This window comes from Synechococcus sp. Cruz-7E5, assembly GCF_024345995.1.
GTDB lineage: Bacteria > Cyanobacteriota > Cyanobacteriia > PCC-6307 > Cyanobiaceae > Regnicoccus_A.
In genome coordinates this window covers 80457-94844 of sequence record NZ_JAGQCE010000012.1, presented here as the reverse complement: position 1 = coordinate 94844, position 14388 = coordinate 80457, and the positions used below count along the sequence as shown (strand labels likewise).

20 protein-coding genes are annotated in these 14388 nt (G+C 63.7%); 8 read left to right on the top strand and 12 right to left on the bottom strand.

Going from position 1 to position 14388, the window contains the following annotated elements; genetic code table 11:
• Window positions 1-215 precede the first annotated feature (215 nt).
• The 10 genes from KBY77_RS16810 to KBY77_RS12750 all read right to left on the bottom strand — a co-directional run bounded on the left by KBY77_RS16810 (window position 216) and on the right by KBY77_RS12750 (window position 4533).
• Window positions 216-851: a DUF5615 family PIN-like protein gene (locus KBY77_RS16810; RefSeq protein ID WP_399212839.1), complete on the bottom strand. Its 636-nt coding sequence runs from the start codon at window positions 849-851 to the stop codon at window positions 216-218.
• A gap of 23 nt (window positions 852-874) precedes the next feature.
• Window positions 875-1096: a DUF433 domain-containing protein gene (locus tag KBY77_RS12790; protein ID WP_255105109.1), complete on the bottom strand. Its 222-nt coding sequence runs from the start codon at window positions 1094-1096 to the stop codon at window positions 875-877.
• An 89-nt stretch (window positions 1097-1185) separates the two neighbouring features.
• Window positions 1186-1413 carry a helix-turn-helix domain-containing protein gene (locus KBY77_RS12785; protein ID WP_255105106.1) on the bottom strand — a complete coding sequence of 76 codons (228 nt, stop codon included), beginning with the start codon at window positions 1411-1413 and terminating at the stop codon, window positions 1186-1188.
• Window positions 1410-1646 (bottom strand): hypothetical protein, encoded by a 237-nt coding sequence (locus KBY77_RS12780; protein WP_255105103.1) that lies wholly within the window; start codon window positions 1644-1646, stop codon window positions 1410-1412. Before KBY77_RS12780 ends, KBY77_RS12785 begins: the two co-directional genes overlap by 4 nt.
• Entirely contained in the window at window positions 1646-2302 is a 657-nt protein-coding gene (locus KBY77_RS12775; RefSeq protein ID WP_255105099.1) for a hypothetical protein, read from the bottom strand. The genes KBY77_RS12780 and KBY77_RS12775 overlap by 1 nt, the downstream gene beginning before the upstream one ends.
• On the bottom strand, window positions 2292-2537 hold the full coding sequence (locus KBY77_RS12770) for a hypothetical protein (protein ID WP_255105097.1): 246 nt from the start codon (window positions 2535-2537) through the stop codon (window positions 2292-2294). The genes KBY77_RS12775 and KBY77_RS12770 overlap by 11 nt, the downstream gene beginning before the upstream one ends.
• On the bottom strand, window positions 2530-2709 hold the full coding sequence (locus KBY77_RS12765; RefSeq protein WP_255105095.1) for a hypothetical protein: 180 nt from the start codon (window positions 2707-2709) through the stop codon (window positions 2530-2532). Before KBY77_RS12765 ends, KBY77_RS12770 begins: the two co-directional genes overlap by 8 nt.
• Before the next feature lie 67 nt (window positions 2710-2776).
• Complete coding sequence (locus KBY77_RS12760) at window positions 2777-2911, bottom strand: hypothetical protein (RefSeq protein WP_255105093.1); 135 nt, start codon at window positions 2909-2911, stop codon at window positions 2777-2779.
• Between the two features lie 43 nt (window positions 2912-2954).
• A complete protein-coding gene (locus KBY77_RS12755; protein WP_255105091.1) occupies window positions 2955-3674 on the bottom strand; it encodes a hypothetical protein in 720 nt (239 codons plus the stop codon).
• 73 nt (window positions 3675-3747) lie between these two features.
• Entirely contained in the window at window positions 3748-4533 is a 786-nt protein-coding gene (locus KBY77_RS12750; RefSeq protein ID WP_255105089.1) for a helix-turn-helix domain-containing protein, read from the bottom strand.
• 170 nt (window positions 4534-4703) lie between these two features.
• On the opposite strand from KBY77_RS12750, the gene KBY77_RS12745 reads away from it, so the two are divergent.
• From KBY77_RS12745 to KBY77_RS12710, 8 genes are all read left to right on the top strand, one after another.
• Entirely contained in the window at window positions 4704-4913 is a 210-nt protein-coding gene (locus KBY77_RS12745; protein ID WP_255105087.1) for a ribbon-helix-helix domain-containing protein, read from the top strand.
• Window positions 4914-4940: 27 nt separating this feature from the next.
• Window positions 4941-7091, top strand: a complete 2151-nt coding sequence (locus KBY77_RS12740; RefSeq protein WP_255105084.1) for a PriCT-2 domain-containing protein — start codon at window positions 4941-4943, stop codon at window positions 7089-7091.
• A 517-nt stretch (window positions 7092-7608) separates the two neighbouring features.
• Window positions 7609-8325, top strand: a complete 717-nt coding sequence (locus KBY77_RS12735) for a hypothetical protein (protein WP_255105082.1) — start codon at window positions 7609-7611, stop codon at window positions 8323-8325.
• A gap of 112 nt (window positions 8326-8437) precedes the next feature.
• Window positions 8438-8833 (top strand): hypothetical protein, encoded by a 396-nt coding sequence (locus KBY77_RS12730; protein WP_255105080.1) that lies wholly within the window; start codon window positions 8438-8440, stop codon window positions 8831-8833.
• A gap of 10 nt (window positions 8834-8843) precedes the next feature.
• A complete protein-coding gene (locus KBY77_RS12725; protein WP_255105077.1) occupies window positions 8844-9203 on the top strand; it encodes a hypothetical protein in 360 nt (119 codons plus the stop codon).
• Window positions 9200-9730 (top strand): hypothetical protein, encoded by a 531-nt coding sequence (locus tag KBY77_RS12720; RefSeq protein ID WP_255105075.1) that lies wholly within the window; start codon window positions 9200-9202, stop codon window positions 9728-9730. The genes KBY77_RS12725 and KBY77_RS12720 overlap by 4 nt, the downstream gene beginning before the upstream one ends.
• Window positions 9731-9733: 3 nt before the next feature.
• Entirely contained in the window at window positions 9734-11389 is a 1656-nt protein-coding gene (locus KBY77_RS12715; RefSeq protein WP_255105073.1) for a terminase, read from the top strand.
• Between the two features lie 3 nt (window positions 11390-11392).
• Complete coding sequence (locus KBY77_RS12710; RefSeq protein ID WP_255105071.1) at window positions 11393-11983, top strand: sigma factor; 591 nt, start codon at window positions 11393-11395, stop codon at window positions 11981-11983.
• 142 nt (window positions 11984-12125) lie between these two features.
• Here KBY77_RS12710 and KBY77_RS12705 read toward each other — a convergent pair whose 3' ends face one another.
• Window positions 12126-12788 carry a DUF4276 family protein gene (locus KBY77_RS12705; protein ID WP_255105068.1) on the bottom strand — a complete coding sequence of 221 codons (663 nt, stop codon included), beginning with the start codon at window positions 12786-12788 and terminating at the stop codon, window positions 12126-12128.
• A 4-nt stretch (window positions 12789-12792) separates the two neighbouring features.
• On the bottom strand, window positions 12793-14085 hold the full coding sequence (locus KBY77_RS12700; RefSeq protein ID WP_255105067.1) for an AAA family ATPase: 1293 nt from the start codon (window positions 14083-14085) through the stop codon (window positions 12793-12795).
• Between the last annotated feature and the right edge of the window lie 303 nt (window positions 14086-14388).

The window sequence follows — 14388 nt, the reverse complement described above, 5'->3', positions numbered from 1 at the left end:
AGGGGATCAGTGTGCCTGTCGAGGGAAAGAATCGGCCAACATGGGCAGTTTTTGGCACCCGAAAGGGTGAAATCAGGCCAAGCCAACCTCAGATCCGCCAAAAATTGTTCATTCCGAGCAAATTGCATCCTTGGCCCTTCTTTCAGGGCTCGTTGCCCAGAGGCTCCCTAGCTCTTGAGTGTCTGCGATGCTACGCACCCAAGCCATAGTAAGAGTCATTCTGTCATACTAAGGGGAGTGAGACATAGTACTTTATCTGGCTTCACGACAAGCCCTAAGAAGGGCTCTTCATGAGCATCTAACTCTTCTTTGATGGTTTCCGTGAACCACGGCCAAGCAATCTTGGAAGTCCGTGAACCACAGGAGCCGAACCGATCGGGTGTGACAGAAAGCAAGCAGCGCAAAGAGGTCTTTGGCAGCCATGGTCTATCCATAGCATTGGTTCGCGGGGCTGCGGGCGCTGATGGCCAGGATTCAGCACTTGGGTGTCGATCATGATGGAACTCACATCCTGATAGCCCAGCAGTTCCTGGATCGTTGGGATGTCCTGGCCACGCTCCAGCAGGTACGTGGCGGAAGGTGGGCAACCAGCAGCTTTGACCCCTCCAGCCTCGGAAAAGGACCGCTTCACGGCTTGCTGTCCCAGACTCGGTTCGAGGGGGGCGAAGGTGCGCCACCCACGGAGGTGGCGTGTTGAACATGATGCGATTCGAGAAGTCAGTGTCTTTCGTCACGATCACCAGCTCCTGCAACCTGGCGTACTCCCAGATCTCACCATCACTCATGCCTCGGCCGAGTTCACCCACATGGGTGAAAGGAAGCGACGGCTGGAAGCGCAGCTGCCGTGGCACATTCTCGTCAAAGACGAAGCCCTTCAAGCGACGCTTTGCAGCGAGAACTGATGGCCCATCAGATCGGAGGAGAACCGGATGCAGGCCAGGATGTCATCCCGGGTCAGGGTCGGATACTCCTCAAGGACATCCTCGATGGCATCGCCAGCCGCAAGAAACTCCAGCACCGTCCGGGCCGTTACACGGGTGCCCTTGATGGTCGGCTGGCCATTGCAGATGTCTGGCTCAACGACGATTCGCTCCATGCTCCTGGCCTCCTGAAGCGATGCTAGGTGCCACGGAGGGCCCAGACCACGGCGTCCATGCTGAGCGCTGAGGGCTCGGTGCATCCAGCTCAGAGCCGCAGGTTGCGGCGACTCCAACTGGTGAGCGCGGTTTCGATGTTGCCGGCATGCCACTGAAGGGGACCCTTGCTGTCGGTGCAGCCCCAGCGGCGGAAGTCACGCCCCGGCTTGAGGATTCCCCGGAGCCGCAGACGGCGCAACGATTCACGGCTGACACCCAGCAGCTCACAGGCTTGTGCGGTGGTGATCCAGACCCGCCCTGGTGTGGCCTGGGTCATGGCATCAGAGGGCCAGAACTGTGGTTGGCGGTGCTGCCCGGCTGGCTTGGCAGGGGCCTGGGAGGCACCGGCCCGGCTATCACCAGCAGCACCGTGGTGACCTGGAACAGCAGCAGCAGCCAGATCAGCCGGTGCAGGTAGCGGAGGTTGGTGATCGTCACCAGGGTGTGACGCGGCTCTCGCTGGCAGAAGCGCGGCAGCTGGGGACGGCGTGGGTAGGAGGTGCGGGCCATCAGAACGGCACCTCGTCGTCGTCGCCAAACTCATCGTCGAAGTCATCGCCCTCGCCGAGGGGAATGGCGCGCTGCTGGCGTTCGCTGGCCTGATCGTCGCGGTAGGCCTGCTCGGCCGCCTCGATCCAGGCCGGATCGCTGCCCTCGCTCAGGCTGATCGGCCCGTAGAACCCGATGGTGACGTTGCGCGGCACCGCATCGGCTTCCGCCTGGGTCTCGATCTTGTTGCCCTTGGGGTTGCCGTCCTGGTCGTACTGCTGGGCCCAGCGGGTGGCCAGCGTTAGCAGGTCGCCGACGTTGAGCTTGCCCTTGCGGTGTCCCTTGCGCGCCTCGATCCAGTCCCCGAAGCCCTTGGCCTTGAGGATCACCCGCACCCGATCGCCCGGTGCCGGCACCGACGCCTCATCGCCGAGCTTGGCCTCCATTGAGGTGCCGGGCAGGGCGACGCAGTGGATGACGATCTCCTGCTTGACCTTGGGGTTTCCCTGGCGGTCCTTGCCGTTGGGGATCGGCTCCATCTCGCCGCTTGCGAGGTTCTTGCGCAGCCGGTCGCGCTGCTCGGTGCGCACGATCGCCAGCGTCGCCACCTCCCCGAAGCGCTGCTGACGGATCACAGGGGCGCCAATGCGGGCGCCGTCGTTCAGTTCAATCGCCATGGCTCTGTTGGGGGCTGGTGTTGAGGGGTGGTAGGGGTTCAAGGCCGGCGCCGAGCCGCATCAGGTGATGGGCGGCGCCGCTGATCGAGAGGCCGTGCTGCTGGCGCAGTTGCTGCAGCGCCTGCCAGACATCGCTGCGGACCTTGGACTGCAGGTAGTGGCCCCCGTCCGGGGCCCTGGGCTGCTCGTGTTGGCGGTGGCCGTAGGCGATCCGGCGGGGACGTGGTTCAGCCATCGCCGCCCCAGCGGTGGGGATCGCTGGCCTGGCAGCCGCAGCCGGGAACCTGCACCAGCTGCAGCTCGTCGATACCGGCCTGCAGCGCCGGGCACGACTGGACGAGGGCGGCGGCGCGGGGAGCCCAGAGGCAGGACCAGGCCCGCTCAGGCACCGGGGTCCAGATCGGCACCTGCTGGCGGATGGTCTTCAGGAGCAGGCCACTGCCGCGGTGGCGGAGCCACCAACGCGGGCTCGCATCAACTCTCGACGGCCCGCGCCAGCCAGCGCAGCAGGTGAATCTCGCTGGCCCGTCGCATGAGCCCGTGAATGCGGCCATCTGGGACATCGCGGTAGTAGCGAAGGGCCAGCTCCCGCTGCCGCTGGTCGGCCACGGCGGACAGCAGGTGAGCGGCATGGCGCAGCTGCAGGGTCTGCTCATGACGGCACCCCCGCGAGTTCCCGCTCGAAGCGGTCGATGAAGTCGGCATGGCGGCGCTGGGTGACGCGATCGGTGATGGTGCGTGCGGTGCTGGGCACCTGGAACTGGGAGCGGAAGGCGATCGTGAAGCGCTTCCAGACCTCCTTGTCGCTGCGGGCCATGGCCTTGAGCATCGCGGTGAGGGTGGCGATCTCCTGGGGCTCCAGGGGCTCAAGGCCCAGCGGGTCGTGCTCCGGCTCCTCAGCAGGGGAGGCGACCTGCTGGGGGGCGGGATCGCTGGGACTGGGCTGCGGCTCACCTGCTTCAGCCGCCGCAGAAGACGTCGCAGAAGACGGCTCTGCCTGTGTCGCCCCGGCCTTGCTGGGCTGAGCCTGTTGGGTCACAGGAATACCGAGCAGGCCCGCCAGCAGGCGTGCGCTCAAGGCGAAGTCCGCGTCATAGGAACTGGTTTCGGCGCTCAGCTGGGCGCCGTCCTTGTGCATCAGCACCACCACAGTGCTCTCCCCAGTGCTTTGCACCGAGAAACTGAAGCCCATGGAGAAGGCCGGCTTGGCGGCGGTGACGACCGCAGCCAGCGACAACTCCGTGGCTGGTTTCAGATTTGCTTGGAAGGCGGAGAGCGCCTCAGCCAGGACGCACTCGGCCTGCCACTGGCGCTCATGGGGGCTGGTGTGTTCGCTCGGCAGCGGTGGACCGGTGGTGGGTGTGGTGTCCATGGGGCCTGGGGCGGGACCGTCGCCCGCATGGCCCGGATCTTAGGGGCTCGCTAATGCGGGGCGCAAGCCTTCCTCAGGAATCCGAGGCTGTAGTGGATTTGGCCTTGCTCCGGCTCCCCGTGCTCTTGGTCTTGCCCTTGACTGCTTCCGGCTGGCTGGCCACTGGCTGGGCCTCTTCCGCCGCGGGCGTGAGGTTCACGAGCCAGGCGCGGATCCAGCACTCCGGCAGCCACTCGCCGTCCCACAGCTCCTTGAGCTGCTCGGGTTCGTAGTCACCAAAAGAGGTGAGCACTGTGCGCAGCTGCTTGCGCAGGGGCAGGGGGGCCTGGCGCGCGATCTCCTGCACCGCCTCGAAGGCATCGAGGTCCCGCTCGTCCACGGCGCTGCTGACCAGCTCGCGCCAGGTCTGGCTCAGGGCCCTGGCCTCCTGGAGCGCCACGGGCGGCGCCTCGGGCCTGGGCTTGGGCTGGAAGGCCGTCGGCACTGGCCGCAGGCCGACATAGCAACTCCACAGCTCGATCGGCCCCCACAGGCTGCCGTCGTCATCAACGATCGCCGTGGCGCCCTTGAGCTTGTCCTTGAGGGCCTGCGTTTTGAGCCGACCCCAGCTCTGCTCGGCGATGCGGCGGTTCACCTCGGCGAGCTGGAAGAAGGCAGGTCGGCGCAGCTCACCGGCCTTGCCCTGCTCGATCGCGCTGAGATTGCCGTAGCTGATCGCCGGGAAGCCGGCCTCCTTGCCCCAGTCAGCGACGGTGTACTGGGTCCAGCCGTTGCGCTCCCGCCACAACCGCAGCATGCGCCCGAAGGCAAGCCGAGCCTCGGCCTGGCGCGCCTCGATCTCAGCGAAGGATTCGGCCATGCCTCACAAGGCTGAGGTTTGTTAGCGGCACGGTAAGGCATGGCGCTGCGGCTGACCAGCGTTCACAAGCCTTCGTTGCGCAAGCGCCGCTATGGCTGTTTCCGTATCTCCCTCAGCCTTGCGAGGACGGGCCATGCGAGATACGGTTCGACTCCCCGCGTTCCCAAGCCGTGCGTCCTCTTGCCGTGCGTCTGCCCCCTGAGCTGATCCACTGGCTCGACGCGCATCGCGGCGGCGAGGCCCGCACCACCTTCCTGCGGGCGATCCTGCGCGATCACATCCGCCGCCAGAGCAGGAGCAGGTCCCGTAACCGCCCTGCGGTGAGGGACGCAACCAAGGACAGCACCACCGCCCCACAGCGGCAGCCGCCGCTCCTCTGAGCCCTCCCACCTTCAGGCCCTGCGCTGATGCCCCTGCCTGCCCAGCTGATCGAGAGCCTGCAGGCGATCGATTCCGACTGGGCGCTGCTGCCGATCGATGGCCGCAAACGCCCCGTCGATCCGCTCAGCGGAGAACCGCTGCTGGCCTGGGGCAACAGCGGCCTCGACCTCGATGCGATCACCGCCCTGGCCGGCAACCCCCATGTCCATGCCGTCGGGGTGCTGCTCGGACAAGAGTCTGGTGTGCTGGCCCTTGATTTCGACGGACGTGGTGCCGCCGCCTGCTTCCGCCGCATCTACGGCCGCTCGCACCGTGACCTGCCACCCACCGTCGGCTGGTCGTCGGGGCTGCCCCACCGCGGCCAGCTCGCCTTTCGGGTGCCATTTGAGAGTTGGGAGCTGCTTCGGGGGCGGCGTCGCTGGACCAGCGCTAGTCAGGCCGGTAAGCCCAGGACGGTCTTTGAGCTGCGCTGGGCGGGCCATCAATCAGTGATCGCGGGCGTCCATCCCGAGACAGGCCGCTACCGCTGGATGAAGGGCCGCTCGCCGGATCAGGTCTCGGTGGCGGATGCCCCGGAATGGCTGCTGGAGCCGCTCTACAAGCAGCCCGATGAACCGGTCGGCGGTGACTACGCCCCCACGGCGGCGGATGTGCCCCGCGCCCTTGATCTGCTCCAGCACATCCCTGCATTGGAGGACTACGAGGGCTGGCTCACAGTCGGCATGGCGCTTCATTCGGTGGATCAAGGCCTGCTGGCTGCCTGGGTGGAGTGGTCCCGCGGCTGCGCCGGCTTTGATGAGGCCGAGTGCCTGGCCAAGTGGCGCTCCTTCAAGGGCCGGGGCGTCACGATCGGCAGCCTCCACCACCACGCCGCCGCCGCTGGCTACCAGTACCCGTGGCCGGCTGGCAGCACGCAGGAGAGCGAGACCACTGCCGCTGGCCCCCAGCCGCTGGGCGAACCACCCCGCGACGCGGTGATCGCCAGGCTGCTGGAGCAGCTGCTGGATCTGCTGCTTGAAACCCGCGACACCTGGGCGGAGGAGCAGGCGATTCGCTCCGACCTCTGGAGCCTTGGGGTGACGGGCCAGGCGATCGACGAGCGCATCTACTACGCCCTGGCCCATCGCTGGGAACTGCCGCTGCAGAACTCCCACAACGGCGGCAGCCGCAACCGCCGCCTCAGTGATCCGATCACCTCCCCCGCCGAGGATCTGCTGCCGGGCTTCCTGCTCTGGCGCCGCGATCACCTGCTTTTTGGCGCCGGCGGCAGCGGCAAGACGATGGCGGCGGCGGCGATAGCGGTCTGCTGCATCAAGGGCCTGCCCTTCCTCGATCAGGAGATTCCACCGTCGCGCTGCGGGCGGGTGCTGTGGATCGGCACCGATGGTGGCGAGGGCGCCCGGGCGATGGTGCGCGAGTACCTGGAGGATCTCGGCTGCGCCGATGACCCTTGCGTGGATGAGCAGCTGACGATCTGGGCCGCAGAGCCAGCCGATGGTCTGCCCTCCTGGTGTTGCAGCCCCTCTGGCTTGCAAGAGCTGCGCCTTGAGCTGGCCGGCGGCGGCTACGCCCTGGTGGTGATCGATTCGCTCAAGGCGGTGCTGGAGCTGGCCGGCATCAACTTCGGCATCGGCCCGGTCGGCACCCTGCTGCGTCTGCTGCAGGCGCTGGTGTGCCGCCACTGCTCCCTGCTCTGGCTGCACCACCCGGCTGGCGGCAAGAGTGCCGGCAAAGGACTGCAGGCCGCCGCCGGCAGCCAGAACATCAACCAGATCCCCTCTGCGGTGCACCAACTCAGCCGCAAGCTCGAGGATCGGGGGCCCTGCAACGTCTGGAGCGTCCACAAGCTGCGCGGCAGCCCGCCGCGGGAGTTCAGCTATCGCCTCACAGAAGATGGCTTTGCGGTCAGCGAGGGCTTGATCACGCGCAACTGCCGCGTCGCGGTGCTCGATGCCATCGAGCTGCGGCAGGCGGGCGGTCTACCGACCAGCACCTCCTACCTGTGCACCGATCTAGGCGGGTTCCAGGAGGGCTCGGTGCGCAACAACCTCACCTGGCTGCGCAAGCGAGGGCTGGTGCGCAAGGCGGGTCTGGCCTGGCGGCTGAGCCCGCAGGGCCAGAAGCTGCTGGAGCTGACGCGGCAGGGCGGAGGGGAGCAGCAGGTCTGGATGACCTGAACAGGTCTGCTCGCCGGCATGACGTGCAGGGTCGCTGACACGGCTTTTTCATGGTCTTCAATCTTTGAGAACTGCTGCAGGGCAGTGAATCTCGCGGAATCTTTCACGGCCTTGAGCGCACTGCCGGCTTTTCCCCCTCCCAGGGGGCCATCGCCTGCATGGTCGCTCATGCGACAACACCCGACTCAATCCTTGAAACCTGTTGCAGGGCAGGCAATGTTGCGGAATCCTCCACAACCCGCATCGCATCCCCCTGGGTGTGTCCCCCTTTTCTAAAATGAAAAAGTGATTTTTTCTCTCTAAAGGCTTGCAGTGCAGTCGTTCTCAGCGATCAAAATGGATGAATAAGCCGTGAAAAGCTGTGAAAACGTCGTGAAAACAGATCCGCAGCTGCTTTTCACGGCCATTCACTCGCTTTTCATCGATTTCATTCCTTGTAACTGCTTGCCCTGCAAGCGATCTGCCGGAATTTTTCACGAATTCACTCCCTGACGGATACCCCCCCCCCCCCGACGGCATGGCGACCACACGCTGGCTTGAACCGATCGCTGGTTTGCAACGGCTCGACCCGCAGCACCGCTACTGGCTGGACGATCACCTCTTCCCGGTCTCGATCACCGGTGTGCTGCAGGTGGCCAAGTCCAGCTACGCCCTCGGCCGCATTGAGGCCAGCCGCGCCGTGTGGGAGCCGCGCGGCAACACCTGCCACCAGGCCCTGGAGCTCTTCCTCACCGGCCGCTTCCGGCCCACTGCTTGCTCATCCGACGGACACGAACAGGGCGAGTCCCCGAGCGGGGCGGCCGTTGATTTCGAGGCCTACCGGAAGTGGATCGAGCCGCTGATCGAGCACGAGCGCTGGCAGGCGGTGGAGGTGATCGCCTCAGAGCGTCCCACCTGCTGCCTGGTGCGCAATGTGGCCGGCACCTACGACACCGCCTACATCGACCATCACCTCCCCGCCGCGGCTGAGCGCCCGGCGGGAGTGAGCGGCCCGGCGCGGGTGCTGGCTGATCTCAAGAGCCTCACGGCCAGCGGCAGCACCTACTGCACCCGCGCCCAGATCGGCGGTTACCTGGCCCTGGAGTGGAGCCAGGGCCACTGGTTCGACTACGGCCAGACGATCTGGAGCCGGCCAGGGCGGACACAGTTCTCGCCGCCCTATTCCCGGCGGGAATGCCTGGCGGCCTGGGCCGCGGTCTGGGCGCAGTACGTGGCAACTCACCGCCCCTTCTGAGCCCACTGGGCTCGCTATTGCGAGGTGTTTGCTTGCAGCTTGCGTTATCGGGCCGTTACATTGGCTCGCAAGCCAGGGCGCACCTGGATTCTCTGCTCGCCAGGCGAACGCCATGGTCTCCCGCCCCGCTCTGGTGCCCGTCTCCACCGCCGCCGCCGAAGCCGCTGCCGTGGGTGCCACTGAGCAGGCGGAGCCCCTTGATCTCGACGCCCTGCTCGATCGCATCACCCAGCTCAAGGCGGCACAGAAGGCGATCGAGAGCGAACTGACCCCGCTGCTCGATCAACTCCATGCCGCCTTTGATGGCGGCGAGCTGGACCCCTCCTTCTCCCACAACGACTTCAGCTTCTGCTGGTCGCCTGGACGCCTCTCCTACGCCTACCCCGAGCCGCTGCGGCAGCAGGAGCAGAGCCTCAAGCAGGCCCAGAAGTCTGCGGTCGAATCCGGCACCGCCACCATCCAGCACGGCAACCCCTTCTGGACCATCAAGGCCCCCAGGGCCGTCTGAGCCGGCCCCGATGGCGAACGCACAGAAGCGCAAGGGGGATGCAGCCGAGCGGGAGGCGGCTCAGCTGATCGCCGCCCTGCTGGCCCTGCCCGCCCGCCGCAAGCTCGGGGCCGGCCGCACCAACGGCGCCGGCGGCGACACCGGAGACATTGAGGGGGTTCCTGGCCATGTGATTCAGATCGCCAGCTGGGCGAATGTGGCCGCCGCCGCCCGGCTCAAGCCGGCCGAGGCGCAGCTGCAGGCGTGCAACGCAGCCCTGCCGTTCGCGGCGAGCTGGGTGCGCTTTCGCGGCGGCACCTGGCGGATCGTGCTCACCCCGGAGCAGTGGGCGGCCTATGTGCGGCTAATCCTGCAGGAGAGGCTGCCATGACCAGCCGTCTGCTCCCTGGCGGCAAAGAGGGTTGCGGCGCTGATGCGATCGATGTCTTGCGCTGCGCTGCTGCAACGGAGGACGACGATGGCCAGCCCTTGGGCGCGGTGGTGGGTGTGGACCCCAGGCGGCCGGTGGGACCGGGCAACCCGCCGCGGCAGCGGCGCGGGACCACTTCGGCCCCCAGGCCCAGCCGGCTGGAGATCGAGCGGCGGGTGGCGGAAGCCCAGCTGTGGATCGCCCAGCGCCTGCCGATGCTGCAGATCCTGGAGAACACTGGAGAGAAGTGGGGGGTGCACAACACCCAGACTGTGAACCGCTACCTCAACCTCGCCCGCGAGCGGATGGTGGAGGAGCTGATCACCGACCGGCAGCGGCACCAGGCCGAGCAGATCTTTGCCCTGAATGAATGCGCCCGCCGGGCGATGGATGCAGAGCAGTTCAGTGCTGCCGTCGGAGCGTTCCGGGTGATCGCCGAGATCGGCGGCCTGCTGCGGGCGCCAATCAAGCCTCCGGAGGCGAAGTAGGCCATGGGCCCAACCGCCGAATTGCTGGCGGCCCGATCGCCTTGGCCTCCCAAGGCTGAGCTGCAGGCGGACGGGCTGCCCACTGGTGGTCTGCTGCACTCGCCGCACCACGGCGACCCCTGGCGGGATCCGGGTCTGCTGGGTGTGCCTGATCCCACGCTCACCCTGGCCAGCACGGCGCCGCTGAGCTTCCGGGCCTTCATCGCTGAGGCCTACCCCCGCTACGGCTTCCACCGCTGGGCGCTGGTGTTGATCGCCTTGCTGCAGGCAATCGCCGATGGCCAGCTCTCGCGCCTGATCGTCACCTGCCCGCCGCGCCTTGGCAAATCGCTGCTGGTTTCCAAACTCTTCCCTGCCTACTTCATCTACCGCCACCCGCATCTGTTCGCCGCCATCGCCAGCTACTCCGGTGAGCTGGCCTATGCACACTCCCGTGAGGCGCGGCACTTCTACCGCGTCACCGGCAACCAGCTCTCCAAGGATTCCGCGGCGGTTGGTAACTGGCTTACCACCCAGCGCGGCGGCTGCATCGCCGCCGGTGTGGATGGTCCGTTCACCGGCAAGGGCTACAGCCTCGGTGTGATCGATGACCCCTACAAGGGCCCAGCCGATGCCGGCTCGGCCCGGGTGCGATCACGTATCGAGGACTGGCTGAAGGCCGTCTGGTTCACCCGCGCCGAGCCCCAGTTCACCGATGCCGGTGATGGCGCCCTGCAGCACAACCTCTCGGCCCAGGTGATCGTGCTCACCCGCTGGGACCACGAGGACGTGATCGGCTGGCTGCTCGCCCAGGAAACGGGCGACGCCCCGCAGGATTGGCACATCCTCAACCTGCCGGCGATCGCCGAGCACCCGGCCGATCGCCTGAGCTTTCCGGCGTCCTGCACGCTGGAGCCCGACTGGCGCGCGCCAGGCGAAGCGCTCTGCCCTGAGAGGTTCCCGCTGAGCGAGCTGCTCAAGATCCGCTCCCGCGTGGGCTCGTTCTGGTGGAACGCGCTCTACCAGCAGCGCCCCAGCCCGGCCACCGGCTCGATCTTCCAGCGGGCCTGGATCAGGCCGCCCTTTCCCCGTGAGCATCAGCGCCGGTATGCGCCGCTGGTGCTCTCCTGCGATCTGTCCTTCAAGGGGGAGGAGCAGAACGACCACTGCGGCTTCGTGCTGATGGGCCTGCTGCTGCCGGATGCACTGCAGCCCACAGTCCTGGCTCAGGCGGCAGGGCCTCTGGCCCCGCAGCTGGAGCTGGAGGTGATCTGGGCGGCGCGGCACCACTTCGATCTACCCCAGACGATCCGCTTCCTGCTGTCAACCCTGGCTGCCCTGGACGCTCAGGGCCTGCGCCCCCAGGCGGTGCTGATCGAGGACGCGGCCAACGGCCCGGCCGTGCAACAGAGCCTCAAGCGCAAGGTGCCGGGCCTGCTGCCGATCCCTGCCCGGGGCAGCAAGGAATCCCGCGCCCATGCCGTCTCCCCGCTGCTGGAGGCGGGCCAGGTGCGCTTCCACCATCGCGCCGCGCCGCTGGTGGAGGAGCTGCCGCGCTTCCCCAAGGGAACCAAGGATCTGGTCGATGCCTTTGGCCATGGTGCGTTGTGGCTGGAGACCCGCTACTGGCGCGGTCTGGGCATCAAGCGGGATCCGCTGCCGATGTTGCTGACGCGGTGAGCCGTGAGCCAGCTCTGCCTGCCGCTGCCCCTGGAGGAGCCCCGCTCGGAGGTAGAGCGCTCGCGGCGGCGGCGGAAGCGACAAGAGCCGCCCATCCAGCAACATCAGCAGCTTGTCTTTGCCTTCCCCTACAGCCCCGGTCCCCAGCGGCCCCGGATGCGGAACCGCCGCCAGCGGCCCGTGCATCCCCATGCTGCTGCCCACGCCCTGGCTCTGGCGCACCTGGATCTGGCGGACAAGATCGCCGGTAACTTCGCCCGGCGCACCACCCATTCCTTCGATGATCTGCGCCAGCTCGCGGTGATCGGCCTGCTCAAGGCGGCGGCTCGCTTTGATGGCACGGGTGGGCGCTCGTTTCGGCCCTACGCCCGCACCTACGCCAACGGCGAGATCACCCACTACCTACGGGACCACGGCTTTGCGATCAAAGTGCCTCCGTCCTGGCGGGACCTCTTCGCCAGTGGCCAGAAGCTGCTGCGTCAGGGCTGCTCGCCAGCCCAGCTGCCAGAGAGGCTTGAGGTGACGCCCGAGCGCTGGCGGGAGATCCTGAACGCCTGTTCGATCAAGGTGGTTGCTTTGCAGCCGGATTGCTGAGCGATCGCAAGTAGGCTGAGGTCATCACCAGCCCGTGATGCAAAACATTCCAATCAGGTTCCTGAAATTCCCCAAATCCCAGGAGGCGTATTGGTCGAGATTAATACTCTGAGATGGTGAACCGCACTGTTGAGAGAGTATGTCAATGATATACGCCGGCTAACTCAAGTAATTTTTGCCGAAAGTAGGCGAAGCTCGGTGATGCGTTGATTGCAACATTCATATGAGGACTTATCTTTTCTGACCATTGAGACTTCTCTGCTCCAATAGCCTGCCACCCTTTGGAGGAAAGGGCGGCAGCGCCTCCCCTGTAAACCGCATCAGCCAACTGCTCCCACGTACCACAAATAGAGTCATTCTCATAGCTGTTCAGGACAGCATCCTTTGCTGATGGATAGGCAGTCTTGACAGCGGCAATATCACCAAGGAACCAAGCTTCCCCCTCTTCAATGGCTATACAAAATCGAGTTTCTGGCTTGGGGTCGACTGCATTCAGAATATTAAGCAGCTCTTGACGGAACACCTTTAAACACTTGTCGTCAATATCACAGACCAGAATCACCGCAGCGTGGTAACTTGGTGGATAATTAGCGAAAGTTTTGCCATATCCTCGAAGAAGGCGTGGTAGCTGATCAAGCAGTATGCGCTTGCTGGCATCACGGCTTGTGCCAAGATTTTTAGGAATTCGGCCAATACCTTTGTATGAATGCACAACAAACGTATGGACATCTCCGATGATTTTGGGGACAAGAATATCGAGAGCTTTCTTGCCTGACTGGTCTTCGACGAGGATCTCGAAATGCATCCGTTTACCTCGCATCTAGATAATCGCTGTACCAAAGCCCACCTAAAGGCAGTCCCTCAGCAACCATGTTTTTCACCATCTCGTCGTCGCTTGCTCTGCGTATATCAGAAAAACCATCTGAACCCTTTTCAAGAATCCAGACTTCGGAAGGTTCCAATGCGTCTACCAAATAGGGCTGATGGGTTGTGATGAAAACCTGGGAGCCCCCTTTGCGTCCTGTGGCATGCTCGCGAAATTCTCTTGCCAAGGAAGCGAGAAGCTTATGATACAAGCCATTTTCGGGCTCTTCTATACATAAAAATGGTGGAGGGGTCGGATCTTCTAGCAGCAGGAGGTAAGCGAAGACCTTTAATGTTCCGTCGGACATTTGCTGCGAATAAAATGGATCTTGAAAACCCTTGTCGTTAAACCGGAGTAGCAACCTCCCATCGTTTGTCCTTTCTGTGTCGATCTTGTTGATACCGGGAATTTTCTCTGCAATCCGGTTCAAAATGGTTTGGAAGCGTTTTGGATGTTCACGCTCCATAAATTGAACTACGTTGCCAAGATTATCTCCATGAATGTTGAGATGCATCTGAGGCCCTGCAAGTGGAAGGCTCCTGGCTGCATCCGGTGTAAAATAACTGAGATACCAGCCTTCGATAAACTTTCGGAAAGCGGAGATCCTCGGATGCTGTTTCAGTGATCCCAGAGTAGATATTCCGAGCTTGCGCATGTCCTCAAGTTCGACGACATCGGTTTCCTTTGACTCTTCTTGTGCCTCACCTGATTTAATAGACTCAATCAAGCTAAATAAATCAAAGTCTTCTTGCCCTTCATCTATCTGACGGCCTTCTTGATCCCCTTTCCAGACAACGCCTTTCCCGCTATTCAACACAAGAAAAGAAAATGGCCGACCGTGTTTCTGTCCTTTGCGTCTCTGCCTAAGACGCTCCTTCAGTACGAACGGCCGACCAGAGCTGTCTAAGTCAATGAAAACTTCATAGGTGATTGGCCTGGAATTCCCGTCTTCCTTGTAGTACACCTCGAATTCGATCGCGCCATTTTGGCCTTGCGCTCTTATTCGTTGAAATCCTCCCCTACCACGAGAGTCACAAGCCTCTTCAACACCTGACTTTAAGGCATCTGCAAGGAACCCGAAGGCGTCAAATAAAGTACTCTTACCAACACCATTCTTGCCTATAACCGCTGTCATTGGAGTGAGTGGATCGGCTTGCTGCTGATTCCAGAGCCGGCCAAGCGTAACTTCTTTTAACGAACGGAAGTTTTTTACTCGAAACCCTTCTATTTTTGCCATAGGATGCATCTCATGCTTGTTGCTGCCTGGGACGCCCAGGAGTAGTTGTTTGGCATTGTCAGCTTAAGGCCAAAAGAAGATATCTGCACATAATCGCATAACTTGTTCTTTGCGGTACAGAAATCTGCATTCGATCACGGCATCATCTCCGCTGGACACGCCCTGAACCCGAATTAAGTCCAGAAATACTAGCTGTCAAAGTAACCACCTGGGCCTGCCCTGTCTGCTGCACATGTTTGCTGGTCAGCAAACCATTGTTCGATAGGAGCCTTCAATCGGAAAGGCTGCAAGCATCCACGGGAC